The sequence below is a fragment of the Pseudomonas algeriensis genome (assembly GCF_048847255.1).
Lineage (GTDB): Bacteria > Pseudomonadota > Gammaproteobacteria > Pseudomonadales > Pseudomonadaceae > Aquipseudomonas.
Map to the genome: position 1 here is coordinate 355823 of NZ_JBKKRK010000001.1, position 26205 is coordinate 382027.

Below are 26205 nucleotides of genomic sequence, written 5' to 3' on the forward strand. Positions count from 1 at the left end.
CGACAAGAGACCATTAGGAGTTGTGTTCATGATCTGCAAAATCAATCGAGTGGCGCTGGGCGTCGGCCTGGTGATCGCCAGCCTGGCGGGCAGCGCGTTGGCGCAGACACCCTCGCAGAACGCGACGGTCAATCTGATTCGCCTGTTGGTGCAACAAGGCGTGCTCAAGCAGGACCAGGCGCAAGCGCTGATCGATCAGGCCGAAGCCGAGGCCGTGCAAGCCCGGCAGGCCGCCGCGACTGCCGCGCCAGTGCCAGTGCCAGCGCCCGGCGCGCCGGGGGAGGTGCGGGTGCAATACGTGCCGGCCATCGTTCGGGAACAGATTCGCGACCAGGTGAAAGCCGAAGTGATCGCCCAGGCCAAACAGGAAAACTGGGCCCAGCCCAACACCTTCCCCGACTGGGTCTCACGCATCACCTTTGAAGGCGACGTGCGCTTGCGCAACGAGTCGCGCTTCTACTCGGGCAGCAACAGCAACGAGATCGTCGACTTCGCCGAGCTCAACAACAGCGGGCCTTATGACGTCAACCCCAACAGCGGCTCGCAACTTCCGCCGTTGCTCAATACCCGCGAAGACCGCGAGAACATGCTGCGCCTGCGGGCTCGCATGGGTATGCGGGCGGCGCTTTCCCCGCAATGGACAGCGGCTATCCGCCTGGGCACGGGATCGGACAGCAGTCCTGTCTCCACCACCCAGACCCTTGGCGGCGGCTTTGACAAAAAGGACCTGTGGCTCGATCAGGGCTACCTCAACTATCGCCCCACCAAGGAACTGAGCTTCACCGGCGGGCGCATGCCCAACCCGTTCATGTCCACCGATCTGCTGTATTCCAACGACCTCAATTTCGACGGCTTGGCCGGCTCGTTCAATCACCCGTTGAGCCGCGACCTGGCAATATTCGGCACCCTCGGTGCGTTCCCGGTGGAGTACAGCTCCGACAGCGCGTCGAGCGATGGTTTCAACAAGGAAGACAGCGAGAACAAGTGGCTCTACGGCGCCCAGCTTGGCGCGACCTGGGCGTTTGCGCCGGACAACAGCATCAAAGGGGCACTGGCTTACTACCAGTTTGACGACATCGAAGGGCGGCGCTCCAACCCTTGCGCTATCTACGACGGCGCGCCGGCCTGTGACAGTGACGAAACGCGTCCGGCGTTCATGCAAAAGGGCAACACCCTGATGGAACTGCGCAACCTGGTGCCTGACCCTTCCGCGCCGACCACCTCGCCGCAGCCACAGTTCGTGGGCCTGGCCTCGGAGTTCAACGTGCTTGACCTCAATCTGGTCTGGGACACCTTGCTGTTCGACGATCTCAAGTTGCGCAGCCAGGGCAACTACCTGGTCAACCTCGGCTACGACGAAGGCAAGATGCGCAAGCGCTCGGCCGGTGCGCTGGTCAACAACGTGGACGAAAACGGTGACATCGAAAGCGGCGATACCGCCTGGATGCTGCAGTTCACCCTGGGCAGTTCCCTGGACCTGAAGAAGCGCGGCGATTGGAACCTGTTCGCCGGCTACAAATACATCGAGCCGGACGCCTTGCCGGACGGCTTCAACGACTCCTCGTTCCACCTCGGCGGCACCAACGCCAAGGGTTATTTCCTCGGCGGCAACTACGGCATCGAAGACAACGTCTTCGCGACCGCGCGCTGGTTGAGCAGCGAAGAAGTCTACGGCGCGCCGTTCGATATCGACGTTCTGCAACTTGAGCTCAACACGCGCTTCTAGCGCCGGGAGAGACAGCATGAAAAAGTCATTTCATCCCGCGATCCACGCCCTGGTGCTGCTGTTGGGGCTCGGTGCAGCCCTGGGCGCATCGGCGCAAACCTTGGAAGAACGCCTGCGCGCCCAGTTGCGCAGTACCACTCAACAGCTGCAAGCCTTGCAGAGCGAACAGGCGCAAGGCGCCGCCGCGCGCCAGGCAGCACAAACCGAGCTGAGCGCGGCACAAGCGCAAATCAAGCAACTGACCGCCGAACTCGCCAAGGCCCGCAGCCAAAGCGAACAACTGGGCGCGCAACAGGACGCCGTACGCAGCAGCGCCCAGGCGCAGATCGCGGCCAGTACCGAGCAGGTCGGCAAGTTCAAACAAGCTTATGAAGAGCTGCTGGGCCGCGCACGGGGTATAGAGGCAGCGCGCGCCACGCTGCAAGCCAGCCTGACCAGTCGGGACAGTGAAGTGCAGCAGTGCGTGGCGAAAAACCAAGAGATGTACGGCATCGCCAAGGAGATCCTCACTGCCTACGAAAACATCGAGGTCAGCGACGTATTGAAGATCCGCCAACCCTTCGCCAGTGGGGCACGGGTGAAGTTCGAAGAATTGGCGCAGCGCTACGGCGATGCGCTGTACCAGACCCAGTTCGATGCCGCCAAGACCACTGCCGGCAACTAACCATTGATCAAATGACCATAAGGAACATCCTGTCATGACCGCACAGACACTGATCCATAGCATCACTCCCGAGCAACTGGGCGAATTACTGCAAGCCGCCGGTTATCGTGTCAATCGTACCGAACAAGGCGCCGTGGTTCAGTTGTTGAGCGCCAGCCAGGGCATTGGTTTTGCCGTGCGTTTCGGCAACCCGGCCGCCACCGAGGGCAGCTTTGTCGATTTCACGTTCAGTTGCGCGCTGCGCATCGAGGGCCAATTGCCTGACGGTCTGGTCCAGGTATGGAATGCCAGCCGCCGCTTTGCCCGCCTGAGTCGCCAGGGCGATTTCCTGGTGATGGAAATGGATGCCATTGTTGCCGCCGGTGTCAGTGAAGACCACGTGCGTGGCGTGCTGGAGCTCTGGGACCGCCTGTTGCAAGAGTTCGTGGTGTACCTGCGCGACTACAGCCAGCACGCACGCGAGCCGCAAAAGGACGGTGCGGATGTAACGCAGGAAGCTGCGGTCGAAGAGGCCTGATTACTATGAACAGGTTTAGCAGACTGGCTGGCATCAGTGCGGCTGTCCTGGTGCTCGGCGGCATTGTGCTGACGGTGATCTCCAACCCTGACGGCGTATCCCAAGCCTCGGTGCCTGCGGCACAACCGAAACCCGCCAGAGCCCCGGCCGAGGCTGCACCGGCCGTGGCCAGCCTGGGCGAACTGCAACTGAGCAGCGCCGAGCTCAACGCTGTGTTGAGCGCGCTCACACCGCAGGTGCGCGAGCAGCTGCGCGGCAATCGTGGTGCGCTGGAGGGGTGGGTCCGAGCGCGCCTGGCAGAGAAAGCCCTGTTGCAGCAGGCCGACGCCCAAGGTTGGCAGGAGCGTCCGGACATCCAACAGATGACCCGCGCGGCCACCGAACAGATTTTGCTGCGCACTTACTTGCAATCCGTCAGCCAGGTCCCCGCCGACTATCCGGATGACCAAGCCCTGCAACAGGCTTACGAGAGCGCCAAGGACAAGCTGCGAAGCCCGGCGCTGTACCGAGTCAGCCAGATTTTCATCGCGGTTGAGCCGGGAGCCAACGAAGAACCGCTGCGCAAGAAAGCCACCGAGCTGGCTCGTCGTGCCCAGGCCCCCAACGCGGATTTTGCCGACCTCGCCCGGCAGTTTTCCGAGGACCAGGCGACGGCCCAACGGGGCGGTGACAGCGGCTTGCAACCGTTGCAACAATACGTGCCGGAGATGCGCCAGGTCTTGAGCCGGCAACGGGTCGGCAGCGTTTCCGACGCGTTGCGGAGCCAGGCGGGTTTTCACATTCTCAAACTGACCGACATGCAGCCGGCACGCGCCGCCAGCCTGGATGAAGTTCGTGAACAACTGCGCGAGGCGCTGCGCAATCAGCGGCAGGAACAAGTGGCCAGGGCCTATATGGAAGGGCTGGTGAGCAAGGCAACGCTGAGCATCGATGGCGCGCAACTGAATCAGGCATTGGAGTCTGTTCGTTAAGCGGTCCGGCAATTCGAGGGTCACCTTAGGGAGGAGGGCGTATGGCGTTGGAGGAGGTTGATCACATTCACGAGTGTGCGCGGCAGGCCACCTCGGTAGGTACCGATGTCTTGAACGGCTTCAAGGATCTCCAGGCATTGGAGTTCTTCCTGGTGGCGGCCCGTTGCAGCTGTTTTATGCAGGCGGCGCGGAGCCTCAACGTCAAAGCTTCGTTGTTGCGCAAAAAACTTTCGCGGCTATCGAGCCATTACGGGCGTCCTTTGTTCGAGCACCGAGGCAATGCGCTGGTGCTCAGCCAGGACGGTCGTCATCTGCGCAGCCAGTTGCTGGCCCACCGTGCGTTGCTGGCATTGCCCGGCACGTCCGACGAGGACCCGGCGCTGGTTCGTGTGGCCGTGGCGGAGCCCTTGTTGCATGACATCCTTAATCGCGACCTGCTCGGCTTCCTGCGCCAGCACGCCAACGTACGCCTGAACCTGCTGCGCCTCGACAGCGAACCGGTCGAGGCGGATGTCATCGTCTGGCTCGCCGACTCGCAAGTCCTAGTTCCGAGGTTGTCGTTTCCGGTGGCCGAGCTCAGTTGTCTCGCCGAACTGGAATACATTCCGCACATCGCCAAGCGTTATTCACGGGAAGCGAGCCGCCCGCGCAGCCTGGTCGAGCTGCAGGACTACATGTTGGTGAGCCTGCACAGCCACGCGGATATTGCTTCCCTGCAGCCTTGGAACAGAGCAGTCGAGGCGCGTCGTTCTGGCGTCACCCCAAGTGAACTCCTATGAACTGATGCGCCAGATGATCCAGTGGAGCGCTTGCGTGGGCCTGCTGCCGCATTACGTAGGCGCGCTCGAAAAAAACCTGCAGCCGCTACCCGAGTTGTTCGGCCGTGACATGACGATGCAGGTCTGGATGGCCGTGCACGGCGACGAAGCACACCGGGAAGAAGTCGCCCGGCTGGCGGCGCTGGTCCGCGCGGCGTTTGAGGAACACCGGGAATGGTTCTAGCCCGTGCCGGCCAGCCCTCCTTCACAGCGCCAGGTCCGGGTCGGAGTCGCTGTGCTTCTGGCCCACCGGATCGCTGTTGGTCGGAGCCTTCGGCTCACTGTTGCCACGAATATCCGGTGGCGGTGTCAGTTGTAACACGTCGCTGGTGTATTTCCATTCCTCGTAGACACGGTCAGGATCGTCGTTGAGGCGTGTCCCGTAGCTGGGCACGATCTGGTGCAGCTTTTGCTGCCAGGCCGGGGAGGCGACTTTGTCCTTGAAGACCCGTTGCATCACTTCAAGCATGATCGGGGCCGCCGTCGATGCGCCAGGGGACGCGCCAAGCAGGCCGGCGATGCTGCCGTCCTGGGAGGCCACCACTTCGGTGCCCAACTTCAGCACGCCGCCTTTTTCCTCATCGCGCTTGATGACCTGCACCCGTTGGCCGGCTTGCCAGAGGCGCCAGTCTTCCTGCTTGGCCTGGGGGAAATACTCCTGCAAGGCCTTGAAACGATCATCATCCGACAGCATGAGCTGGCCGGCCAGGTATTCGACCAAGGGGTATTGCTCGATGCCGACCTTGGTCATGGGCCAGACATTGTGTGTGGTCATGCTGGTGAACAGGTCGAAGTAGGAACCTTCCTTGAGAAACTTGGTGGAGAAGGTCGCAAATGGCCCGAACAGGACGACGCGCTTGCCGTCCAGTACCCGCGTATCCAAATGAGGCACCGACATCGGCGGCGCGCCGGTGGACGCAATCCCGTAGGCCTTTGCCATGTGTCGTTCGGCAACGCTGGGGTTCTCGGCGACCAGGAACGAGCCGCCGACCGGGAAGCCCGCGTATTCGTCAGCCTCTGGAATGCCTGACTTCTGCAACAGATGCAGGGCGCCGCCGCCTGCGCCGATAAACAGGAACTTGGCGTCGGTGGCGCTCGTTTCGCCGTCCTTGAGGTTCTTGTATTCAACGTGCCAGGTACCGTCGTCATTGCGGGTGATGTCGCGCACTTCGCTCGACAGCTTCAGGCTGAAGTTGGGTTTGCTTTGCAGATAGCTGACGTACTGGCGGGTGATTTCACCAAAGTTCACATCGGTGCCGATCGGCGCCCAGGTGGCCGCGAGCTTTTGATTCGGATCGCGGCCTTCCATCATCAAGGGCACCCACTTCTTGATCTGCTCCGGGTCTTCCGAATATTGCATTGGGCGGAACAAGGGGCTCGCTTGCAGCGCTTCGTAGCGTTTGCGCAGGAACTTGATGTTGTCGTCACCCCATACAAAGCTCATGTGCGGGGTGGAGTTGATAAACGAACGGGGGTTTTTCAAGACGCCGCTCTTGACCTGCCACGCCAGGAACTGCCGGGTGATCTGGAAGGCCTCGTTGATCTCGATGGCCTTGGTAATGTTGACGTTGCCTTGGTCGTCCATCGGCGTGTAGTTCAGCTCGGCCAGCGCCGAATGGCCGGTGCCGGCGTTGTTCCAGCCGTTGGAGCTTTCTTCGGCCACGGCATCCAGGCGTTCGACCATTTCCATCGACCAGCCCGGTTCTAGCTCGTTGAGCCATATGCCCAGGGTTGAACTCATGATGCCGCCGCCCACCAGCAGCACATCGACTTTTTTCGTTTCCGCGGCCTGGGCACCGTTGACGCTCAATGAGAGGGCGACGGTCAGCAGGGTCGCAATGATTGCAGTGTTCATAGTTCCATCCTCGGCGACCGAGGAAGTCGCTCGTTAACGAAATGACGCAACCGACCTTGTGTTGACTGGCGTCACGGGGCGCTGTTCAGCGACCCGGCGGGAGAGGGTGACGAAAGGTGATTCAGCCTGGGCTGCGGCGGGGGTTTGACGACCCGAACAAGACCCGGCATATTGTGCTCGTTTATGTTTATTCATGCTCGTTTATGCAGGTTGTGATGTCATGAGCGCCACTCACGAAGTATTTCCCGGCGAGCGCCAACGCTTGATCAGTGAGCGACTCGCCGTTTATGGCCGGGTCATCGCGGCGGACCTGGCCAGCGAATTCAATGTATCCGAACACTCGATCCGCAGGGACCTCGGGGCATTGGCGGCGGCAGGCTTGTGCAAGCGCGTCTATGGCGGCGCGATTCGCCTGCCGGCGGCCGAAGCGCCCATAGACGTTCGGATCCATCAGGATCCGGCGCGCAAGGACGACCTTGCCCGGACGGCGGCGTCGTTGCTCAGCGCCGGTCAGCACGTCTTTCTCGATGCCGGGTCGACCAACCTGGCGATTGCCCGTGCCATCGATCCAGCGCTGCGCTTGACCATCAGCACCAACTCGCCCTTGATCGCGGTGGAGTTGATGAAGCTGCCCAACGCCGAGGTCATCCTGCTCGGTGGCCGTCTGAACCCTGTCGCCGGCGGTGCGATCGGGCTGGCGGCCGTCCAGCAATTGCGCCAGTTCAATTTCGACCTGTGTTTTGTCGGTGCCTGCGCCATCGACCCGGACAATGGCGTGACGGCGTTTGGCCTGGATGACGCCGAATTCAAGCGTGCGGTGGTCGCGGCGAGCGGTCAGGTGGTCGTGGCGGTTACCAACCAGAAGCTGTCCAGCGTTGCTCATTACCAAGTGGCGACGTGTGAAGAAGTCACCGCGCTGGTGGTGGAACATGATGCACCCCATGAGCGGCTCGACCCCTTCCTGGAGCGCATCGCCAAGGTCATCAAAGCCCCCGCCAAGACATAAGATGCTGCAACGGGCCACGAGCCCATTGTCCGACAAGCGTTTTACGTCTAGTTTGCTGCCCCATCATAAGTACAAAAGTCAGGAGTCATCGATGCAACCGATCCGTCTCGGTCTGGTGGGCTACGGTAAAATTGCCCAGGACCAACACGTGCCCGCTATCCGCGCCAACCCTGCTTTCGAGTTGGTGGCGGTCGCGACCCAAGGGCAGCCTTGCGCTGGAGTGGAGAATTTCCAGTCCCTGGGGGAGCTGCTGGACAAAGGTCCGCGCGTCGATGCGGTCGCGTTTTGCACGCCGCCCCAGGGCCGGTTCGAGCTGGTGCGGCAGGCGCTGGAGGCGGGTAAACACGTCCTGGTGGAAAAGCCGCCGTGCGCCACATTGGGCGAGGCCATGGCGTTGGTGGACCAGGCGCATGCGGCAGGCGTCAGCGGGCTGTTCGCCTGGCATTCGCGTTATGCGCCCGGCATCGAGGCGGCCCGCGACTGGCTTGCCAGCCGCACGCTGCAAAGCGTCCAGATCGATTGGAAGGAAGACGTGCGCAAATGGCACCCCGGCCAGGCATGGATCTGGCAACCCGGCGGCCTGGGCGTGTTTGATCCGGGCATCAACGCCTTGTCCATCGCCACCCACCTGTTGCCGCTGTCATTGTTCGTCGAGTCGGCCGAACTGCGGGTTCCCGACAACTGCCAGTCGCCCATCGCCGCGAGCATCAAGATGTCGGAGGCGCGCGGTCTCGATATCCGCGCGGAGTTCGATTTCGACCATGGTCATGATGAGCTCTGGAGCATCGAGATTCGTTGCGCCGAAGGCACTTTGCGCTTGGACAACGGCGGTGCGCTGCTGAGCATCGACGGCGTGCGCCAGGTCGTGTCGCAGGAGGGTGAGTACGCGGCGGTGTACCGGCACTTCCAGCGACTGATCAATGACAAGGCGTGCGACATGGACCTGCAACCGCTGCGCCTGGTGGCGGACAGCTTTTTCGTCGGCAGCCGTACCTTGGTCGAACCGTTCTACGACTGAAATACCCCATGCCGGGGGTATAGCAGAGCTTCCATGGCGAGCGAGCTTGCTCCCTCGCCATGGTGCCTTGCCTAGCCCAAATCCTGCGCCCGATGCCGCTCCGGCACCTGGCTCGCCTCATCGCCCCAGGTCCGGTTGACACGCTGTCCGCGCATGACTGCGGGCCGCTGGGCGATTTCCTCCGCCCAGCGCTGCACATGGGTGTACTCATGGGCGCTAAGAAATTCGGCCGCCGAGTACACGTTGTTCCGCACTAGTTGGCCATACCAAGGCCAGACCGCGATGTCGGCGATGGTGTATGCCTCGCCGGCCAAGTAGCGGTTTTCAGCCAGGCGACGGTCCAGGACATCCAGTTGGCGCTTGGCTTCCATGGTGAAGCGATTGATGGGGTATTCCAGTTTGTCCGGCGCGTAGGCGTAGAAATGGCCGAAACCACCGCCCAGGTAAGGGGCCGAGCCCATCTGCCAGAACAACCAGTTCAGGGTTTCAGTGCGGCCGGCCAGATCGCTGGGCAGCAAAGCGCCGAATTTCTCCGCCAGGTACAGCAGGATCGAACCGGACTCGAACACACGGGCCGGCGGCTCGACGCTGCGGTCCAGCAGGGCTGGGATCTTGGAGTTCGGATTGACCTCGACGAAGCCGCTGGAGAACTGATCGCCTTCGCCGATGCGAATCAGCCAGGCGTCGTATTCCGCGCCGGTGTGCCCGAGGGCCAACAGCTCTTCGAGCATGATCGTGACTTTCACGCCATTGGGCGTTGCCAGCGAATAGAGCTGCAAAGGATGCTCGCCGATCGGCAAGTCTTTTTCGTGGGTCGGCCCGGCGACAGGCCGGTTGATGCTCGCGAAGTGGCCACCCGAGGGGGCCTCGTGTTTCCAGACTTTGGGTGGAACGTAAGACGCTTGGCTCATGAACGTACCTTATCGTTGAGTGCACTTGTTCCGGGACGAAGCCACGACACGTTTGCGCTATGGCTGGCGTCGAGACGTGGACTCTAATCTATGGGCGCTCTGTCAGGCAGACAAGGGCAACCGACAAGATAAGTCGAGTCGACGGCGCAGCGCTTTGAAGGGTCATTCCATTTAATGAAACAGTGGATTTCAATCCATGCGTATTCCTGCGCCACCGCTTTGGGCAGAAGATGGCTCCACCTCATGCACCGTTCGCCATCGGTGTGATGGACCCTCCCTGACCAATGCGCATTCAACCCCGTTGCAAAACGGGGGGCGCGAGGAGTAGCTGATGAACGAAGCCACCAAAGCACAATCTTCGCCCTGGCATGAAGGGGAGTTGACCTTGCAGCGCTCCGTCGGGGCGGTTGAGATGATGGCCGGCGTCGGTCAGCGACAACTGGCGCGTACCTGGATGCCGGACCAGCATCGGGAGTTCTACGGGCAATTGCCGTTTGTGGTGCTTGGGGCAGTGGATCGTCAGGGCGATGTCTGGGCGACTCTGCGCACCGGGCAGCCCGGCTTCATGAATTCACCAGATCCTGAAACGCTGCATATCCATTTCGATGCGCAGCCTGAAGACCCGGCACAAGAAGGGCTGGGCGAGGGCGACGCCATCGGCATGCTGGGTATCGAATTGCACACCCGTCGGCGTAATCGCATGAACGGCGTGGTGCGCCGCGAGCTTGACCAGGGGCTGGAGATTTCGGTGACCCAGGCCTATGGCAACTGCCCGCGTTACATCAATCTGCGCCAATACCGCTTCGTCGATGAGCAGCCTGCTGCCTCACGTGAGCTGGAAGTAGCCGATCCTTTGGTTCGTCGTCTGGTCACCGCGTCAGACTCGTTCTACATCGCGACTTACGTGGTACGCGACGGCGAACGGCAGGTCGACGCCTCCCATCGCGGCGGCAAGCCCGGTTTCGTGCGCATGGACGAGGACGGGACGCTGACCATCCCGGATTTTTCTGGAAACCTGTTCTTCAACACGCTCGGCAACATCCTGCTGAACCCACGCGCAGGCTTGGTGTTCGTCGATTTCCAGACCGGCGACCTGCTGCAGATGAGTGGTTCGGCGCAGGTGGTGTTGGAAGACCCGCAGATCGCCGCGTTCCAGGGCGCCGAACGGTTATTGCGGTTCACCCCGCAGCGCGTGGTCTACCGTTCGACGGCGATACCGTTGCGCTGGAAGGATCAGGCTGAAGGCGACTCGCCCAATTCACTGATGACCGGTAACTGGGAACAGACTGCCGAACGCTTGCAGGCCGAGGCCCTGCGCACCCATTGGCGTGCGCTGCAAGTCACGCGAGTGGTGGACGAAAGCCACAACATCCGCTCGTTCTATCTGCAAACCACCGACGGTGCCGGCTTGCCCCGGTTCGAGGCCGGGCAGCATCTGCCCGTGCGGGTGTTGTTGGAGGGGCAGGGCGTGCCTTCGATCCGGACGTACAGCGTGTCCAGCGCGCCCTCGGATGATTTCCTGCGCATCAGCGTCAAGCGTGACGGCGCGGTCTCTTCGCATCTACATGAGCAGATCCAGGCGAGCCACGATATCGAAGCCCGGGCGCCACAAGGTCATTTCACGGTGGACGCCACCGAGCGCCGGCCGTTGGTGCTGCTGGCGGCGGGCGTTGGCATCACGCCGCTGTTGTCGATGCTGCGCGAGGTGGTCTATCAAGGAAAACGCATCAGCCGCATGCGTCCGGTCTGGCTGGTGCAAAGTGCCCGGCACGTGGCCGACCTGGCCTTTGGCGAGGAAATTGATGAGCTGGTGGCGCGTGCCGGTGACAAAGTGAAAGTGCTGCGCCTGGTCAGCCAACCGCCCACCGACGGCAAACCCGGGCAGGGTTATGACGTGGCCGGACGAATCGATGTGGCGCTGCTCAAGCAACTGCTGCCGCTGGACGACTACGATTACTACCTGTGCGGTCCGGGCACGTTTACCCAGGCGCTCTACGACGGCCTGCGCAAGCTGCGTATCCCGGATGATCGCATTCACGCTGAAACCTTTGGTCCGTCTACGCTGGTGCGCGATATCGAGGTCCGCGTACCGGCCGCCGAACAGGTGCCGGCGGCGACTGAGGCGGTGAAAGTGCTGTTCTCCGGTTCGGCCAAGGAAGCCCGCTGGAAACCCGGCAGCGGGACGCTGCTCGAGCTGGCCGAGGCCCGCGGCCTGAATCCGGAATTCAGTTGCCGTGGCGGTTCCTGCGGTACCTGCAAAACCCGCATGACCCAAGGTCAGGTGCACTACCTGACCCAACCCGCCGAGCCCGTGGCCGACGGCGAAGTGCTGATCTGTTGCGCGGTACCGGCCCAGGGCAGCGAGCCTTTGGTGCTCGAAATCTGATACTCGGACAAGGCGACCCAAGCGATGTTGAGCCCGGCGGCAGAAAAATCCGCGCTGATGTTGACCTATTTAGCGAATCCCGACTCAGCACACCCGCCATGACATGGCGCAACGGCTGCCCGGTGCGAAGCCGCGACGGTATTCCTCTGCCAGGATGGCGGCCAGGCGCGGGGCCAGCGTGGCTTCGGGCAACTGTTCGAAACCCAGTCGGGCGTAGAATGGTGCGTTCCACGGTACGTTCTTGAAAGTAGTCAAGGTAATGGCTAGCAGACCCTTGGCGCGCGCGTGGGCCATCGCGATTTCCATCAATCGACGGCCGATTCCTTGCCTTTGCTCGGATTGCATGACGGATAACTCGTGCACATGAAGCGCTTCGTCATACCGTTCTGCGCTTAACAAACCTTGAGGCAAGTCCCGGTGGTTGACGGCCACCCAGCACGTCGACAACGCAATAATCCGCTGGTGACGCTCGACAGGCATGGGCACTGAATCGACCACCCAGCTCAAAGCTTCTATGGTACTGAATGCCCGGGCGGCGGATTTTTCAACGTCGGGCAGGAACGGCGCATCATCTGGGTGTGCGAGACGAATGGTGATGGTCATGGGGCACTTTTTTGGTTTTCTTCCGGTATTGAATTCTGGCAAATGACATCTGCTGAGACAAACTCCGTCGCTTCGTGCGCATCAGAAAATGGGTATGAAGGAAGTGGGTTCTTTTCGCTTCAACGATTTCCAATACGCTGTGTTTTCCTATTTTGGCTAGTCCCGCTTGGATTCGATTGACCCCGAGCCTGACGAGCCTCATCGCGCACAACCAACCCGATCCCGACAGCAGACACCGCCATCCCCAGCGCCATCTGCCAAGACAGCGGCTCGTCGAACATCGCCCAGGCCCACACCATGGTAATGGGCGGGCTCAGGTAGAGGACGCTGGCGACCCGGGTCGCCGAGGCCCGGCGCAGGCATAGCCAGTAGAGTCCATAGCCGCCCATCGTCGACAATCCGGCCGTCCATATGACGCTCAGGGCGAACCCGGTACTGGGTATCGGCGCCAGACTGCCTTGCACGCCTTCGATCAGGGCAAAGGCCAGGCCCGAGACACAACATTGCAACCAGAGGTTCGGTAGCAGGCCCATGGATTGCGAGGCTGGCAGGTGTTTTTGCCAGAGCGTCGCCGCAGCGAGCGACAACATGCCCAGCAGTGGCAGCCCGTAGACCCACAACGGCGCGCTGCCCCACCCGAGCGCGCCATGGGTGCCCAGGGCAACGCCCGTCAGGCCTATGAACAAACCTGCCCAGACCCGCGGCGCCATGCGCTGCCCCAGGATACCCGCGGCCATCAGCGCCAGGCCCATCGGCAACAAGTCGGCGAACAAGGCGGCCAGGCCAGCGGGCACACCCCAGGCAATGCCCTGGGTAATACCAGCCAGGTAACCCGCCATCGCCAGCAGTCCGATACCGGCGTTTTTCAGGAGGGTGACGAGGGCGGTACGCCTCAGTTGCCGGACGACGAAAGGAAACAGCAGGAGCGTGACCAGCACGCAACGCCAGAACACCACAAGCAGCGGCGGGGCGTAATCGATGGAGAATCGCGCGCCGACGAAGCCGGAGCTCCAGGCCACGAGTAATGCCGCTTCGAGCAAGGGCAACGGAATCAGCCAATACGCACTGGGCGGCAACGAGCGGGTGATCGATTTGGTCGGGTTCATGGTCACAGGCTACGAAAGCCGACTAATCTAATAAATCAAAATATCGTGCAGCACTGGTTTAAAAAGGTTGAATCATGACAGCCATACTGGATATCGAACTGATCCGGACGTTTCATGCGGTCGCGCGCCTGGGCAAGTTCAGCGGCGCGGCGCAGCAGCTCCACAAGAGCCCGGCGGCGGTGAGCGTGCACATCCAACGATTGGAAGCAGTCGCCGGGGGCCGTTTGCTGGACCGTGACAATCAGTCGGTTTCCCTGACTGCCTTGGGCAAGCGCCTGCTCGTGTCCACCACGGAGCTGCTCGCGACCCATGACCGCGTGCTCGCCGACCTACACGGGACACGGCTGGCGGGGCGCGTCACCCTGGGCGTGCCGGACGAATACGCCGATCATGTCATTCGCGACATTCTGCCGACATTCACCGCAGCCTGGCCAAACGTGGTCCTCGAACTCAAGACCGCACCCAGCTATGCGCTGCGCGAGTATGTCCAACGTGCAAAGCTGCAGGCCGCCGTACTCACCCAGCCAATGGACCAGCCTGAGGCGGCGGGCCAGATCCTGGTCACCACCACGCCGGTTTGGGTAGGCGCGACCCATGGGGCGCCGAGCGCGACGGACCCGCTCCCGCTGGCCGTGCATGCGGCGCAATGCCCTTACCGCCAAGTCATGCTGCAGGCGCTGCGGCAAAGCGGGCGCAAGGTGCGAATCGTCCTGGAGAGCCCCTCGAGCCAGGCCATCAAGGCATGCGTGGAAGCCGGACTGGGAATCAGCCTGATCGACCGCGCCCGGGTGACGGAGAACATGCGCATCCTCGAGGGTTTGCCGGTGGTGCCCGATCATGAAGTGGTGTTCGTGCGCTCCCAGGCCTCACACGCCGATGAAGCGGTAGACCTGTTGGGCAAAGCGATCCAGCAGCGCTTTCGACTGTAAGAACAGGAGGAGGCGACGGCTATTCTTCCGCCGGCCTTATGTGAAAGAGTGACGGGTGAAAGCGCCTCGCAGCTCCCCGCGCACAAGTTATCGATCACGCCGATTTCTGTTCAGCGCACCCGCCCCGATGAATCGAAACGCCCCACAAACCCAACGCTCCAACACTGATCGACCCACCCAGCCAACTGACCGCGGCCCAGCCCCATAGCGCATAGACCTGGGTCGCGGCGGCGGCACCCAGTGCGCTGCCGATCGAGTAGAAACACATGTAGGCGCCGACCATGCGGCTTTGCGCGTCGGGACGTGCGGCGAGGATGAGGCTCTGGTTGGTGACATGCACGGCTTGTACGGCGAAGTCGAGCAGGACCACGCCGAAGACCAGGGCGACCAGGGAGCTTTCGGCGAAGGAGATGGGCAGCCATGAGAGCACCAGCAGACCCAGCGAAAGACCCGTCACGCGTTGCCCCAGGCCTCGATCGGCCCAGCGACCGGCTCTGCGAGCCGCCAGCGCGCCGGCAACCCCGGCCAGGCCGAACAGGCCGATGGCGGTGTGGGAAAGCGACAATGGCGGGGCACTCAACGGCAGGACCATGGCGGTCCAGAGGACGGAAAACGCGGCGAAGATCAGCAGCGCGAACAGCCCCCTGATTCGTAACAGCGGTTCGGTCATGAACAGTTGGAACAGCGAGCGGATCAGGGCCGGATAGGGCTGCCGATTTTCCGGTGACGCCGTGGTGGGTGCCACTTTCCAGAACGCCGTCGCGATGATCAGCATCAGTCCCGACGACACAAAATAAACCGCACGCCAGCCGGCGAGGTCGGCGATGAACCCCGAGATGAATCGCGCCAGAAGTATGCCCATCACGACTGCGCTGGTGAGGGTGCCGACGGTCTGGCCTCGTCGGGACGGTGCCGATAGCACGGCTGCATAGGCCACCAGCACTTGGACGACGACCGCGAGCAGGCCCGTGGTGATCATGGCGGCCAGGAGGATGAGCCAATGCTGGGATGCGCCGACGGCCGTCAATGCGAGCACGGACAACGTCACCAGGGTCAGGATCAGCCGTTTGCCGTCGATCCTGTCGCCCAGCGGGACGATAAAGAGCAAGCCCAATGCGTATCCAAGCTGGGTGGCCGTGACCACGATGCCGATCGAGGCGGGAGCGACGCCCAGGCTCTCGGCCATCGAGGCGAGGAGGGGTTGGGCGAAGTAGACGTTGGCGACGGCCAGTGCGCAGGTGATGGATAACAGGGATGTGAGGGCTGGGGACAGGCCTTGGCTTGGGATGATGTGTGCGGTCATGTGCGCCTTCCAATCTGGTTGCAATTAAAAACCGGATTGGATTTTTGCTTGAATGGGTTTTAATTTGCAACTAGTTTGGTGGAGCTACTCCCCTGCGTCAGCAAACAGGAAACCCAATGTCAGAAAACACCCCATCGCCCAACAGCGAATGCCCGGTAGCCCGAACACTGGAAATCATCGGTGACCGCTGGTCGCTCATGATCATCCGCGATGCCTTCGACGGCATTCGCCGCTTCAGCGAATTCCAGAAGAGCCTGGGCGTTGCCAAGAACATCCTCGCATCGCGCCTCAAAGGCCTGGTTCAAGTCGGTGTATTGCGCGTGCAGCCCGCATCGGACGCAAGCGCCTACAAGGAATATGTCCTGACGGAAAAAGGCCAGGAAATCTTCCCAATCGTGATCAGCCTGCGGCAGTGGGGCGAACGGTTTTTGTTCGCCGAGCACGAGACGCGGTCGGTGCTGTTGGACAACGCCTCTGGCGAGCCGTTGATGCCCATCGAGGTCCGCGCATTGAGCGGCCAGAAATTGCAACCGGGGGATTGCCACAGGGTGAGACGCATCGCCGGCGAGCCGTGACTCAGGCGCATTGCTTCAGGGCTGGGCAGGCTGCTCATAGCGTTGCTGGATACGCGCCAATTCGCCGGACCGGCGCAGTTGCTCCAGCGCGTTGCTCCAAGCGGTGATCAGTTCGTCGTCACTGTCGGTGCTGAAGGCGATGTACAGCGACGAGCGGTAAAGCTCGATGGGAATCTTGCGCAGGGTGCCCGGCGCGATGTCCAATTGGCGGCTGTAATACGCCACTCCGGCCGCGGTGTCGCCGACGATGATGCTGGTTCGTCCGGCAAGCAGCATGCGGTACAGCAGCCTGCTTTCGGTCGCGCTTTTGTCCAGGTTATTGAAACCCAGCGATTGCAACGTCTGCGGCACCAGGCCCGCGTGCCGCGTGGTGATCTGCGGAGCGCGCAGCAGTTGTTCGAGAGAGTTGATCGGCGGCGAGCCGGCCAGTTGGTAGGCGTGGATGGATTCCTCAACGATCGGGCCGACCCATTTGTACAATGGCTCACGCTCCGGTGTGCGGAACAGCGAATACATGATGGTCTTGGGCCGGTTCTTCAGGATCTGCGTGGCGCGCATGCTGGGTTGCACCGACATCTCGAAATGATCGCCAGTCAGCGCCATGATGGCCCGGACGATTTCCGTGGTCATGCCGGTGAGCCGATGGTTCTCCACATAGTTGTAGGGTGCCCATTCCTCGGTGACGACCTGATATTGCCCGTGTGCGGTCGCCGGGCCGAGCAACAGGCTGAGCAGCACTGCGGCAGGCATCGAATACTTCACGTGTTCTCCTGATCAACGGTTCGCTGTTGCTGGCGAACCCAAGACAAGCATAGACCCAAACACGTGCGGGGCATCGGCGGCTGCTTCGTTATGCGAGCAATGCCTCAGTTCATTGTCGCAAGCGTGGTCGGTAGCAACTTTTACATTCCATCGCTGATAAAGTGGGCGCCCCGCCAAGACAGCGGCCGCATAAGCAACGCAAAACAGGATTGAACGCTTGAACGAACAGACATTGTCCATGCGCCTTGAACGCGTGGCGGGGCTCGTGCCGACAGGGGCGCGCCTGGCCGATATCGGCTCGGACCATGGCTACCTCCCGGTGGCGTTGATCAAGCGTGGGGTGATCGCGGCGGCGGTGGCGGTAGAGGTGGCGTCGACGCCGTTCCGCGCGGCTGAGCGCACCGTGCGTGAAAGCGGCCTGGACGAATGGATCAGCGTGCGCCTGGCCGACGGCCTGGCGGCGATCGAACCGGCGGACGGCATCACGGCGATCAGTCTGTGCGGCATGGGCGGCGAGACGATTCGCGACATTCTTGACAGCGGCAAGTGTCGCCTGAGCGGTCGGGAACGCCTGATCCTCCAGCCTAATGGCGGCGAACAGCCCTTGCGCCAATGGCTGATGGACAACGACTACCGCATCCTGTGCGAAGACGTATTGCGGGAAAACCGCTTCTACTACGAAATCATCGTCGCCGAGCGTGACGGGCCGGTGATGTACAGCGCCGAGGAGCTGTACTTCGGCCCGCTGCAAATGCAGGCCCGCAGCCCGGTATTCCTGGCCAAGTGGCAACGCATGCTGCGCCTCAAGCACAAGACCCTGGCCAATTTCGCCCAGGCGCAGCAGGCCGTGGCTGAAGAAAAAGTACAAGAGGTCGCGCGGCAGGTGCGGTGGATCAACGAGCTGCTGGCGTGAGCCCAGCGAATCTCGATGACGTCTCCGATCCAATCGGCTAACGGTCCGCCGCGTCCTGTTTCAACACCAGCAACCGATAGACGCCGCCGTCATTTTCGATCCCATGGGTGTCATGGGTGAAGCCAGGGAATGACCGGTCAAAACTCTCCAGAGCCTTGAGGTAAGCCAGCAAGGGTCCGTCCGATGGGCCTGCATTTTCCCCTGGCATCAACAGGGGGATGCCCGGTGGATACGGCACGATCCCCGTTGCCGCGATCCGACCGGCGGCCTCGTCCAGCGTCACCTGCTCGATTTCGTTTCTGACCAGTTTTTCGTAGGCCTCCACGGGGCTGAACTGCGCTTGCGGCAGCGTGCCGAAAGCCTTGGCCATGGCTGCGGTGGTCTTGGTTTTTTTCATGGCGGCGAAGATCTCTTCGGCCAGGTCCTTGAGGCCCATGCCGGCATAGCGCTGTTGGTTGGCGCTCAACAGGTCGGGCAGGCACAGCTCCAGTTCGAGGTTGGCGTCGTAGTCACGCTTGAAGTCGAGCAGGGCGTTGACCAGGGTGCCCCATTTGCCTTTGGTGATGCCGATGGAAAACAGGAACAGGATGGTGAAGTCGGTGGTTTTTTCCACCACGATGCCTTGCGTGCCCAGGTAGGCGCTGAGTACACAGGCCGGGATGCCGAAGTCCAGCAGATTGCCGTCGTCGCCCATGCCAGGGCTCAGGATCGAGACCTTGATCGGATCGAGCATGCAGTAGCCGTCTTCAATGTCGCCGAAGCCGTGCCAGACCTCATTGGGGTGCAGCACCCAGCAACCGGGATCGGCCTTGAGCCGCGCTGGATCAACCTCATGGAAGACGATCGACTGCCCGTCCACTTGCACCATCGGCGGCTGCCAGCACGAGAAGAACCAATCGTCGTGACTGAACATCTCGCTCTGCATATGGGAAATGACCTGCCGGAAGGCGACAGCTTCTTCGATCGCCTCGCTGGTGAGGATCTGCCCGCTGGGCGCCTCCATCATCGCCGAGCTGACATCGCACGAGGCCATGATCGCGTAGTTGGGCGAGGTCGAGGCGTGCATCATGTACGACTCGTTGAAGCGCCCGTGGGGAATCGGATTGCGGCCATTGCGCACGTGGATCATCGACGCCTGGGACAGCGCAGCCAGCAGCTTGTGAGTGGACTGGGTGGCGAACACGGTCGGTTTCGACGGGTCGTGGTCGTCCGGGCTGCCGTGCATCGCAAAGCGGTCCTTGTACAGCGGGTTGAAGCGCGCGTAGCCATACCAGGCTTCGTCGAAGTGCAGGCGATCGACGCTTTGCCCCAACAGTTCCTCGACACGGGTGACGTTGTAGGTCAGGCCGTCGTAGGTGGAGTTGGTGATAATCGCGTGCACGGGTGTCGGGTCGATGTCGCTCTTGACCAACGGATTGCTGGCTATGGCGGCCTTCACGCCCTCGGCGCTGAGGGTCTGCGGCAGGATCGGGCCGATGATGCCGAAGCGGTTGCGAGTCGGCACCAGGTAGGTCGGAATTGCCCCGGACAGCGTCATCGCATGCTCGGCGGATTTGTGGCAGTTGCGGTCGCACAAGGCGATCTGGTCCCGCGTCACGCTGGCCATCAGGATCACGCGGTTGGACATCGATGACCCGTTGGTGACGTAGTAGGTGCGATGGGCGCCGAAGACCTTGGCGGCATAACGCTCGCCTTGCCCGATGGGGCCGCTGTGGTCGAGCAGCGAACCCAGTTCGCCGACGGAGATGGACAGGTCCGAGCGCAGCAGGTTTTCCCCGAAGAATTCATAGAATGCCCGGCCCGCCGTGCTTTTCAGAAAGGCCGTGCCGCCGGCGTGGCCCGGCGTGTGCCATGAATATTCATAGCTGCGGGCAAATTTCAGCAGGGCGCCGAACATCGGTGGCAACACTGCCTGGCGATAACGTTCGATCGCCGCCAGGATCCGCCCGCTCAGGAACCGGCTGGTGTCCTCGGGCAGCCAGATGAAGTCGTCGGCGTGTTGCATGACGATCAACGGCACGTTGGACGCGGTGCTGCGATCACTGATCAGAAACACCGGCACGCGGGTGTTGCGCTCGCGCAGGGCGGTCAGCAGGTCGATGCATTCGCGATGGTCTTCGCTGGTGTCTATTTCCCAGCTGAGCAGCACGCACTGGATGGCCGGGTCGGAACTGAGGATCGACTTGGCATCGCTCAGGGTCTCGGAAGTCAGCACGCTGACGGCGCGATCCTCGACGTCACTGATCAGCTGGATCAGGGCCCGGCCGAATACGCTGCGCTTGTCCGGTGCGTTGGAGACGAGCAGGGCCAGCATCCCCAATAGATTTCGATGTTCCGTCATGGCAATGCCTCCAGGTTAGCCGGCTTCAAGTGGTTGACGGGAATGGGCTCGCCAACGATGTGCTGCGCCGCGACGGTCTGGGTCGGTACGCTGTTGTTCATGGCCTCCAGGCGGATCAGGCGGGTATTGACGTAACCGAACAGCGTGTAGCCGACGATGACCGCCACGCCGCCGAGCATCAGCGCTTGTTCGCCCGAGCTGTAGAGCGCCAGGTAGCTGTAGGCCGCGGCGATGCCTGCGACGATATTGGTGACAAGAGCCTTGTTCGCCGGGACATTGGAAACCTTCTGCAGGGTCACCAGCGTCGCCATGGAGAGAATGTACGGCACCAGGTTGGTCACCACGGCGAGGTTCACCAACGTATCGAACTGCTTGGCGAGGTCGGGACTGATGGTCAGCAGCGCCATCGCCGTCTGCATCGCCAGCAGGATCAACATGCTGATGATCGGCACGCCATGCTTGTTGGCCTTGGCGAAGATCGGCAGGAAGTAACCCGTGTCCGCCGAACTCTTGAACACCTGGGCGACGGTGAACTGCCAGCCGAGCAGGGAGCCGACGCACGCCAGCACCATCAGCCCCATGACGATGTTGCCCACCAGGGGCGTGAACATCTTGGCGAACACCAGGCCGAACGGCGCGGTGGAGGACACCAGCTCGGCGTTGTCGACGATACCGGCGATGACGTTGGTCGAGACGATGTAGATCACAGCGGCCCCGAGCGTCCCGCCGAGAACGGCGATCGGCACGTTCTTCTCGGGGTTCTCCACCGCGTCACCGTTGGCGCACGCCGACTCCAGGCCCAGGAAGGCCCAGAGCGTGATTGCCACCGATGCGCCAGCCGCTTCGTACCAGGGTTTATCGTGAGGGTTCCAACCGGCCGCATAGACACTGCTGTCGAACCAGAACCAACCAAGGGTCGACACCAGCACCACCGGGGCAATGACGCCCCATACGGTCACGGCGCCGATCTTGCCGGTAACGCTTGCGCCGCCGAAATTGGCGAACGTGGTCAGCCACAACAAGGCGATGGTTGCCAGGCCGACTTGCAGCGAGTCGAGCTGGATGCTGAAAAGCGTCTGGATATAGCCGACGGCCGTGATGCTGATCGCCACGTTGGCAATCAGCAGCGATAGGCCATAGGTGTAGTTGGTGATGTAGTTGCCGGATTTGCCAAAGGTGTATTCGGCGTATCCGCCCATGCCGCCGGTCTTTCGACTGAGCATGCCGCAGCGGGCGAACGCGTAGGCCAGCGCCAGGGAGCCCGTGGCGGTGATCAACCAGGAGAGGATGGAGATGCCGCCGACTTCGGCGAGCTTGGTGGGTAACAGGACAATGCCGGATCCCAGCATGTTGACGGCAGTCAGCATGGTGAGTTGCCCCACGCTCATTTTCTTGGCGGCTGACATTCCCTTGCCTCACATACTGAAAGTGACGGGGTTAAGTCATAGCAGAGGATCTCCAGTAAGCAAGAATCGCTCGCATCGCGATGACTCCATCTATCGAATAACCCGTGGCGAGGGAGCTTGCTCCCGCTGGCCGGCGAAGCCGTCCCCGGCGGTCTTCGGGCAGACCGCGTCGGCTGTTTGCCACTGCTATGCAGCCGAGCGGGAGCAAGCTCCCTCGCCACGGTGGGTGTGAGGATCAGCCGTCGAGCAAGGTCATCACCTCGGCACTGTAGCGCTCGCCGGCCACGGCGCCTGCGGGGGCGAAAATGGCGTCCAGATGATTCAAGTCATCGCTGCTCAGGAAAACGCTGGCGGCGGCGACGTTGCTTTCCAGGTACCGACGCTGCTTGGTGCCCGGGATCGCGGTGACATTGCTTCCCTGGGCCAGTACCCAGCCCAAGGCCAGTTGCGCGGCGCTGATGTGCTTGTCCTCGGCCATGGCCCGGATTCGTTCGACCAGGGCGAGGTTGCGATAGAAGTTGTCGGCCTCGAAACGCGGATTGAAGCGCCGATAGTCGTCGGCGGCAAAGTCCTCCGGCGTCTTCAACTCGCCCGTCAGGAAACCACGCCCCAACGGGCTGTAGGCGACAAAAGCGATTCCCAGGCGTCGGCAGGTTTCGAGCACGCCGTTGTGTTCCGGCTCCCTGGACCACAACGAATATTCGCTTTGCACCGCCGCCAGGGGATGCACGGCATGGGCCCGCTCGATTGTCTCGGCGCTGGCTTCCGAAATGCCGATGTGGCGCACCTTGCCGGCCTTGACCAATTCGGCCATGGCGCCAATCGTTTCTTCCACCGGCACCTGAGGGTCGATTCGGTGTTGATAGTAAAGATCCAGGTAATCGGTTCCGAGCCGCTTGAGGCTGCCGTCGATCGATTGCCGGACGTACTCCGGGCGACCATCGACGCCCCGGGCATGTGGATCGTCGCTGCGAACCAGGCCGAACTTGCTCGCCAGAAAAATCCCATCGCGCTTGCCGCGCAAAGCCTGTCCCACCAGTTGCTCGTTGGTGTGCGGCCCGTACATGTCCGCGGTGTCGAAGTGTGTTACGCCCAGTTCTACGGCGCGGTGGAGCGTAGCGATTGCCTCTCGCTCATCCGCGCCGGTGGTGTAGAAATCCGACATGCCCATGCAGCCCAAGCCGATGGCGCTGACGTGTGGGCCTTGATGGCCAAGTTGGCGGGTGATCATAAGAGTGTTCCTTTGGGTTGAGATGACGGGATCAGTCTCCTTAAATTGGTTTTATGGATAAAGCTGGTGATTTTGGTTTAACTATTCGTGATTTCTAAACAGTGAGCCGAATAATGGACCGATTACAGGCAATGCAAGTATTCCGACGCATCGTCGAGCTGGGCGGTTTTGGCAGGGCGGCCGATGACCTGGGGCTGCCCAGGGCCACCGTCAGCTTGTTGATCCAGCAGTTGGAAAGCTACTTGGGCGTGCAGTTGTTGCAGCGCACCACCCGGCAAGTGCGTGCCACCCTCGACGGCGAAGCCTATTACCAGCGCTGCGGCCACTTGTTGGAAGAACTGGACGACCTGGAAAACTCGCTCTCCACGCAACGGAGCCAACCCCGGGGCACCTTGCGCGTGGACATGCCGATCGCCTTCGGCTGCACTTGGATCGTGCCGAACCTGGCGGACTTCTATCGACGCTATCCGCAGCTGCAACTGGACCTTGGTTTCCATGATCGGCAAGTGCATCTGCAACGCGAGGGGGTCGATTGCGCCATCCGGGCCGGCAATATCGTTGACCAGGCGCTGGTGGCGCGGCCGATCGTGCGGCTGCATCAAGTGACCTGCGCCAGCCCGCAGTACCTGGCTCGCGAGGGCACGCCACGGCGACCTGAAGAATTGTCCGGGCACCGCGCCGTTGGCTTCGCGTCCGGCAATGGGCGTTTTTTTCCGTTCGAGTTCGAGGCAGCGGGGCAGGTGCGAGAGCTGAACATGTCGTCGGAACTGACCGTCAACAATGCCGACGCCTACGTGTCGGCCTGCGAAGCGGGACTCGGCTTGATTCAGGCGCCGCGTTACCACGTGCAGCGGCAGTTGGCCGAAGGGCGCTTGGTGCAAGTGTTGACGGAACATCCAGTGCCGTCATGGCCGATTTCGGTGGTCTATCCGCCCCATCGGCAACTGTCGCCCCGGGTGCGGGTGTTTATCGACTGGGTGATCGAGTTGCTCCATGGCGAAGCGGATGCCCAAGGCGAGTTGATGATGAAGGTGTAAGGCTTGGAAAAGCACGGCGCTGCGTTGCGCTGATGGGATCCAAGACTGGCGAAGCCGCCATGAATGGCTATTTTGTAAGGTGCGAAAATTTTCTGGAGTGTCTCATCGACACATGAGGTTCAGCATGGACAACGCACACAGCAATGCAGGATTGGCCCCACGAGCAGGCACCGGGAAGACCTTCGTCGACCTTGACGGCTACAACGACACCAAGAAAATCGCGGTGGCCCCGGACGGCACGATATGGCTGGCGGGCATGACAAAGGTAGAAAAGGATTGGGAGTACGAAGGCTACCGGACCTCCCTGATGCGCTTCAATGCCGACGGCACCCTCGATACGACCTTCAGCGACGACGGCAAGACGCAGCTCCCTCACGATATTTTCCCAGGGGAAGGCTACAGTGCGGCCGTGCAGCCAGACGGGAAGTATCTGCTCGTCTACCCACAATTCACGTCCGGCATCGCCATGATCCGGCTCAATACCGACGGCACGGTGGACCAGGGGTTTGGTGTCAACGGTAAGGCCATCGTGCCGGGGTCCTGGGGCGATTATGCCAGTGCCACGGTACAGCCTGACGGCAAGATCCTGGTGTCGAATCAGGACAGCTACGAGAGTCTGTTTTCGGTCAGTCGCCTCAATGCCGACGGAACGCTTGACTCGACCTTCAATGGCGGCAACGCCATCCAATTCAATATCCCGAACATGGGCGCGCTGGAAGGGTACGGATTCACCCTGCAAGCGGATGGCAAATTGCTGGTGCCGGGTTACAACGGCGAGATGGTGGTCGCGCGCTTGAATGCAGACGGCAGCCTGGACAGCAGTTTCGGTACGGACGGCCTGGTCGATACGCAGGTGGCGGGCCTGGCAGCCTCGGTCACCGTCCAGGCCGATGGCAAGATCCTGTTGGCCGGTGGCGGCGAACAAAATGGCAGCGGTTTTGATTTCAAGATCATCAGGCTGAACCAGGACGGCACTCTGGACACAAGTTTCGGCAACGCTGGCGTCGCGGTGATCGACCTGACCGGTGATCGGGACATGGCTAGGGACATTACCGTTCTGGCGGACGGGAAAATCCTGGTGGCGGGGCAGAGCACCTATTTCGGCAACGCTGATTTCAGCCTTATCCGGCTCAACCCCGATGGCACGCTCGATACCACCTTCGGCGCACTTGACGGTGTGTTGCCGGGCATCGATGGAGGGCGGGGCGATGACGTCCTGTCAGGCACCTATGTCCCGGAACGACTCAGCGGCCATGACGGTGCCGACTTGCTTGATGGCGCTGGACAACGGGACGTGCTGGAGGGCGGAGCCGGTGCCGATGTCTTCCGGGTCAGTACGATCGGCGACAGTTATCGCACCGACAACCAGGCCGTCAGCGATCGAATCGTCGACTTCGACGCCGATCTGGATCGGATCGATTTGACGTCGCTGGGGTTCAGCGGGTTCGGCAACGGGTTGGATGGAACCCTGGCGGTGCACGTCAACGAGGCCGGAACGCGAACCTATCTGAAAAGCTTCGACGCGGACGGGCGGGGGCATCGTTTCGAATTGGTCCTGGATGGCGACGTGGCTCAGGCCCTCGATGAAACCAACGTGGTATTCGCGCCGCACCTGATCCAGGGGACCGAGTCAGCCGACCGACTGATGGGTTCGGTGGTCGGTGACCAGATTGTCGCCGGCGCCGGTAACGATGTCGTTTCGGGCGGCAATGGGCACGATGTCATCGACGGCGGGCTGGGACGCGACGTGCTCAGCGGCGGCGAGGGTTGGGATGTTTTCCGCTTCGATGCTCTCGATGACAGCTTTCGCACGGCCGACGGCAATTTCCAGGATCGGATCATCGACTTCGATCCGCTCACGGACAAGATCGACGTGTCGGCGTTGGGCTTCACCGAGTTCTGGAGCGGCTATAACAAAACGCTGCAAGCGGTCGTCAGTGAAGACGGCCAGCGGACCTACCTGAAAAGCTATGAGGCGGATGACGAGGGGCGCCGATTCGAGGTCACCCTGGAGGGGAATGTGGCAGCGCAACTGAGCGACAAGAACTTTATTTTCGCTTCAGGTGACGAGCCCTTTGCGCAACTGCAACTCTTGGGCGTCGCGGCCCCGGAACAGTTCGGGTAGAC

Annotated in this window: 23 protein-coding genes; 14 read left to right on the forward strand and 9 right to left on the reverse strand. The window is 61.7% G+C overall.

What is annotated here, in order from left to right; genetic code table 11:
- The first annotated feature begins 28 nt into the window (after positions 1-28).
- The 6 genes from ACLK1G_RS01405 to ACLK1G_RS01430 are packed head-to-tail and all read left to right on the forward strand — an operon-like array spanning position 29 to position 4880.
- Positions 29-1726 (forward strand): putative porin, encoded by a 1698-nt coding sequence (locus ACLK1G_RS01405; RefSeq protein WP_420763763.1) that lies wholly within the window; start codon positions 29-31, stop codon positions 1724-1726.
- Between the two features lie 16 nt (positions 1727-1742).
- On the forward strand, positions 1743-2390 hold the full coding sequence (locus tag ACLK1G_RS01410) for a DNA repair protein (protein WP_420763764.1): 648 nt from the start codon (positions 1743-1745) through the stop codon (positions 2388-2390).
- 34 nt (positions 2391-2424) lie between these two features.
- Positions 2425-2907, forward strand: coding sequence for a YbjN domain-containing protein (locus tag ACLK1G_RS01415; RefSeq protein ID WP_420763765.1), 483 nt, complete (start codon positions 2425-2427; stop codon positions 2905-2907).
- 5 nt (positions 2908-2912) lie between these two features.
- Complete coding sequence (locus ACLK1G_RS01420; protein ID WP_420763766.1) at positions 2913-3878, forward strand: peptidylprolyl isomerase; 966 nt, start codon at positions 2913-2915, stop codon at positions 3876-3878.
- Between the two features lie 41 nt (positions 3879-3919).
- Positions 3920-4657, forward strand: coding sequence for a LysR family transcriptional regulator (locus tag ACLK1G_RS01425; protein WP_420763767.1), 738 nt, complete (start codon positions 3920-3922; stop codon positions 4655-4657).
- Complete coding sequence (locus ACLK1G_RS01430) at positions 4644-4880, forward strand: hypothetical protein (protein ID WP_420763768.1); 237 nt, start codon at positions 4644-4646, stop codon at positions 4878-4880. Before ACLK1G_RS01425 ends, ACLK1G_RS01430 begins: the two co-directional genes overlap by 14 nt.
- Positions 4881-4901: 21 nt before the next feature.
- Here the strand turns inward: ACLK1G_RS01430 and mqo are convergent, their stop codons facing one another.
- Positions 4902-6551: a malate dehydrogenase (quinone) gene (gene mqo / locus ACLK1G_RS01435; RefSeq protein ID WP_420763769.1), complete on the reverse strand. Its 1650-nt coding sequence runs from the start codon at positions 6549-6551 to the stop codon at positions 4902-4904.
- Positions 6552-6771: 220 nt separating this feature from the next.
- On the opposite strand from mqo, the gene ACLK1G_RS01440 reads away from it, so the two are divergent.
- On the forward strand, positions 6772-7557 hold the full coding sequence (locus ACLK1G_RS01440) for a DeoR/GlpR family DNA-binding transcription regulator (RefSeq protein WP_420763770.1): 786 nt from the start codon (positions 6772-6774) through the stop codon (positions 7555-7557).
- Between the two features lie 91 nt (positions 7558-7648).
- The gene (locus ACLK1G_RS01445) at positions 7649-8575 is read left to right on the forward strand and encodes a Gfo/Idh/MocA family protein (RefSeq protein WP_420763771.1); all 927 of its coding nucleotides are present in this window, start codon (positions 7649-7651) and stop codon (positions 8573-8575) included.
- A gap of 71 nt (positions 8576-8646) precedes the next feature.
- On the opposite strand, the gene yghU is transcribed toward ACLK1G_RS01445, so the two are convergent.
- Positions 8647-9486 (reverse strand): glutathione-dependent disulfide-bond oxidoreductase, encoded by an 840-nt coding sequence (gene yghU, locus ACLK1G_RS01450; protein ID WP_420763772.1) that lies wholly within the window; start codon positions 9484-9486, stop codon positions 8647-8649.
- 331 nt (positions 9487-9817) lie between these two features.
- Between yghU and ACLK1G_RS01455 the strand changes: the two genes are divergently transcribed.
- Positions 9818-11872, forward strand: coding sequence for a 2Fe-2S iron-sulfur cluster-binding protein (locus ACLK1G_RS01455; protein WP_420763773.1), 2055 nt, complete (start codon positions 9818-9820; stop codon positions 11870-11872).
- Positions 11873-11956: 84 nt separating this feature from the next.
- On the opposite strand, the gene ACLK1G_RS01460 is transcribed toward ACLK1G_RS01455, so the two are convergent.
- Together ACLK1G_RS01460 and ACLK1G_RS01465 are read right to left on the reverse strand one after the other, a co-directional pair.
- Entirely contained in the window at positions 11957-12475 is a 519-nt protein-coding gene (locus ACLK1G_RS01460; RefSeq protein WP_420763774.1) for a GNAT family N-acetyltransferase, read from the reverse strand.
- A 119-nt stretch (positions 12476-12594) separates the two neighbouring features.
- Entirely contained in the window at positions 12595-13581 is a 987-nt protein-coding gene (locus ACLK1G_RS01465) for a DMT family transporter (RefSeq protein ID WP_420763775.1), read from the reverse strand.
- Positions 13582-13655: 74 nt separating this feature from the next.
- Between ACLK1G_RS01465 and ACLK1G_RS01470 the strand changes: the two genes are divergently transcribed.
- On the forward strand, positions 13656-14510 hold the full coding sequence (locus tag ACLK1G_RS01470; protein WP_420763776.1) for a LysR family transcriptional regulator: 855 nt from the start codon (positions 13656-13658) through the stop codon (positions 14508-14510).
- Between the two features lie 94 nt (positions 14511-14604).
- Here the strand turns inward: ACLK1G_RS01470 and ACLK1G_RS01475 are convergent, their stop codons facing one another.
- Positions 14605-15813, reverse strand: coding sequence for an MFS transporter (locus ACLK1G_RS01475; protein ID WP_420763777.1), 1209 nt, complete (start codon positions 15811-15813; stop codon positions 14605-14607).
- Positions 15814-15929: 116 nt separating this feature from the next.
- Here ACLK1G_RS01475 and ACLK1G_RS01480 point away from each other — a divergent pair, with 116 nt between their 5' ends.
- Positions 15930-16388, forward strand: coding sequence for a winged helix-turn-helix transcriptional regulator (locus ACLK1G_RS01480; protein WP_420763778.1), 459 nt, complete (start codon positions 15930-15932; stop codon positions 16386-16388).
- A 15-nt stretch (positions 16389-16403) separates the two neighbouring features.
- Here the strand turns inward: ACLK1G_RS01480 and ACLK1G_RS01485 are convergent, their stop codons facing one another.
- Entirely contained in the window at positions 16404-17150 is a 747-nt protein-coding gene (locus tag ACLK1G_RS01485) for a substrate-binding periplasmic protein (RefSeq protein WP_420763779.1), read from the reverse strand.
- Between the two features lie 217 nt (positions 17151-17367).
- Between ACLK1G_RS01485 and ACLK1G_RS01490 the strand changes: the two genes are divergently transcribed.
- Positions 17368-18063, forward strand: a complete 696-nt coding sequence (locus tag ACLK1G_RS01490; protein ID WP_420763780.1) for a tRNA (adenine(22)-N(1))-methyltransferase — start codon at positions 17368-17370, stop codon at positions 18061-18063.
- 37 nt (positions 18064-18100) lie between these two features.
- Here ACLK1G_RS01490 and ACLK1G_RS01495 read toward each other — a convergent pair whose 3' ends face one another.
- From ACLK1G_RS01495 to ACLK1G_RS01505, 3 genes are all read right to left on the reverse strand, one after another.
- Positions 18101-20404, reverse strand: coding sequence for an Orn/Lys/Arg family decarboxylase (locus ACLK1G_RS01495; protein ID WP_420763781.1), 2304 nt, complete (start codon positions 20402-20404; stop codon positions 18101-18103).
- On the reverse strand, positions 20401-21810 hold the full coding sequence (gene potE, locus ACLK1G_RS01500) for a putrescine-ornithine antiporter (RefSeq protein ID WP_420763782.1): 1410 nt from the start codon (positions 21808-21810) through the stop codon (positions 20401-20403). The genes ACLK1G_RS01495 and potE overlap by 4 nt, the downstream gene beginning before the upstream one ends.
- 235 nt (positions 21811-22045) lie before the next feature.
- Complete coding sequence (locus tag ACLK1G_RS01505; protein WP_420763783.1) at positions 22046-23041, reverse strand: aldo/keto reductase; 996 nt, start codon at positions 23039-23041, stop codon at positions 22046-22048.
- Between the two features lie 113 nt (positions 23042-23154).
- Between ACLK1G_RS01505 and ACLK1G_RS01510 the strand changes: the two genes are divergently transcribed.
- Positions 23155-24078, forward strand: a complete 924-nt coding sequence (locus ACLK1G_RS01510; protein ID WP_420763784.1) for a LysR family transcriptional regulator — start codon at positions 23155-23157, stop codon at positions 24076-24078.
- A gap of 124 nt (positions 24079-24202) precedes the next feature.
- Positions 24203-26203, forward strand: a complete 2001-nt coding sequence (locus tag ACLK1G_RS01515; RefSeq protein WP_420763785.1) for a M10 family metallopeptidase C-terminal domain-containing protein — start codon at positions 24203-24205, stop codon at positions 26201-26203.
- The last annotated feature ends 2 nt before the right edge of the window (positions 26204-26205 follow it).

Coding starts and splice junctions, on each gene's coding strand:
- ACLK1G_RS01465 (WP_420763775.1), bottom strand. CDS start 13,581: ATGAACCCGACCAAATCGATCACCCGCTCGTTGCCGCCCAGTGCGTAT.
- mqo (WP_420763769.1), bottom strand. CDS start 6,551: ATGAACACTGCAATCATTGCGACCCTGCTGACCGTCGCCCTCTCATTG.
- ACLK1G_RS01445 (WP_420763771.1), top strand. CDS start 7,649: ATGCAACCGATCCGTCTCGGTCTGGTGGGCTACGGTAAAATTGCCCAG.
- yghU (WP_420763772.1), bottom strand. CDS start 9,486: ATGAGCCAAGCGTCTTACGTTCCACCCAAAGTCTGGAAACACGAGGCC.
- ACLK1G_RS01480 (WP_420763778.1), top strand. CDS start 15,930: ATGTCAGAAAACACCCCATCGCCCAACAGCGAATGCCCGGTAGCCCGA.
- ACLK1G_RS01410 (WP_420763764.1), top strand. CDS start 1,743: ATGAAAAAGTCATTTCATCCCGCGATCCACGCCCTGGTGCTGCTGTTG.
- ACLK1G_RS01415 (WP_420763765.1), top strand. CDS start 2,425: ATGACCGCACAGACACTGATCCATAGCATCACTCCCGAGCAACTGGGC.
- ACLK1G_RS01510 (WP_420763784.1), top strand. CDS start 23,155: ATGGACCGATTACAGGCAATGCAAGTATTCCGACGCATCGTCGAGCTG.
- ACLK1G_RS01425 (WP_420763767.1), top strand. CDS start 3,920: ATGGCGTTGGAGGAGGTTGATCACATTCACGAGTGTGCGCGGCAGGCC.
- ACLK1G_RS01475 (WP_420763777.1), bottom strand. CDS start 15,813: ATGACCGCACACATCATCCCAAGCCAAGGCCTGTCCCCAGCCCTCACA.
- ACLK1G_RS01460 (WP_420763774.1), bottom strand. CDS start 12,475: ATGACCATCACCATTCGTCTCGCACACCCAGATGATGCGCCGTTCCTG.
- ACLK1G_RS01470 (WP_420763776.1), top strand. CDS start 13,656: ATGACAGCCATACTGGATATCGAACTGATCCGGACGTTTCATGCGGTC.
- ACLK1G_RS01455 (WP_420763773.1), top strand. CDS start 9,818: ATGAACGAAGCCACCAAAGCACAATCTTCGCCCTGGCATGAAGGGGAG.
- ACLK1G_RS01420 (WP_420763766.1), top strand. CDS start 2,913: ATGAACAGGTTTAGCAGACTGGCTGGCATCAGTGCGGCTGTCCTGGTG.
- potE (WP_420763782.1), bottom strand. CDS start 21,810: ATGTCAGCCGCCAAGAAAATGAGCGTGGGGCAACTCACCATGCTGACT.
- ACLK1G_RS01495 (WP_420763781.1), bottom strand. CDS start 20,404: ATGACGGAACATCGAAATCTATTGGGGATGCTGGCCCTGCTCGTCTCC.
- ACLK1G_RS01515 (WP_420763785.1), top strand. CDS start 24,203: ATGGACAACGCACACAGCAATGCAGGATTGGCCCCACGAGCAGGCACC.
- ACLK1G_RS01505 (WP_420763783.1), bottom strand. CDS start 23,041: ATGATCACCCGCCAACTTGGCCATCAAGGCCCACACGTCAGCGCCATC.
- ACLK1G_RS01405 (WP_420763763.1), top strand. CDS start 29: ATGATCTGCAAAATCAATCGAGTGGCGCTGGGCGTCGGCCTGGTGATC.
- ACLK1G_RS01440 (WP_420763770.1), top strand. CDS start 6,772: ATGAGCGCCACTCACGAAGTATTTCCCGGCGAGCGCCAACGCTTGATC.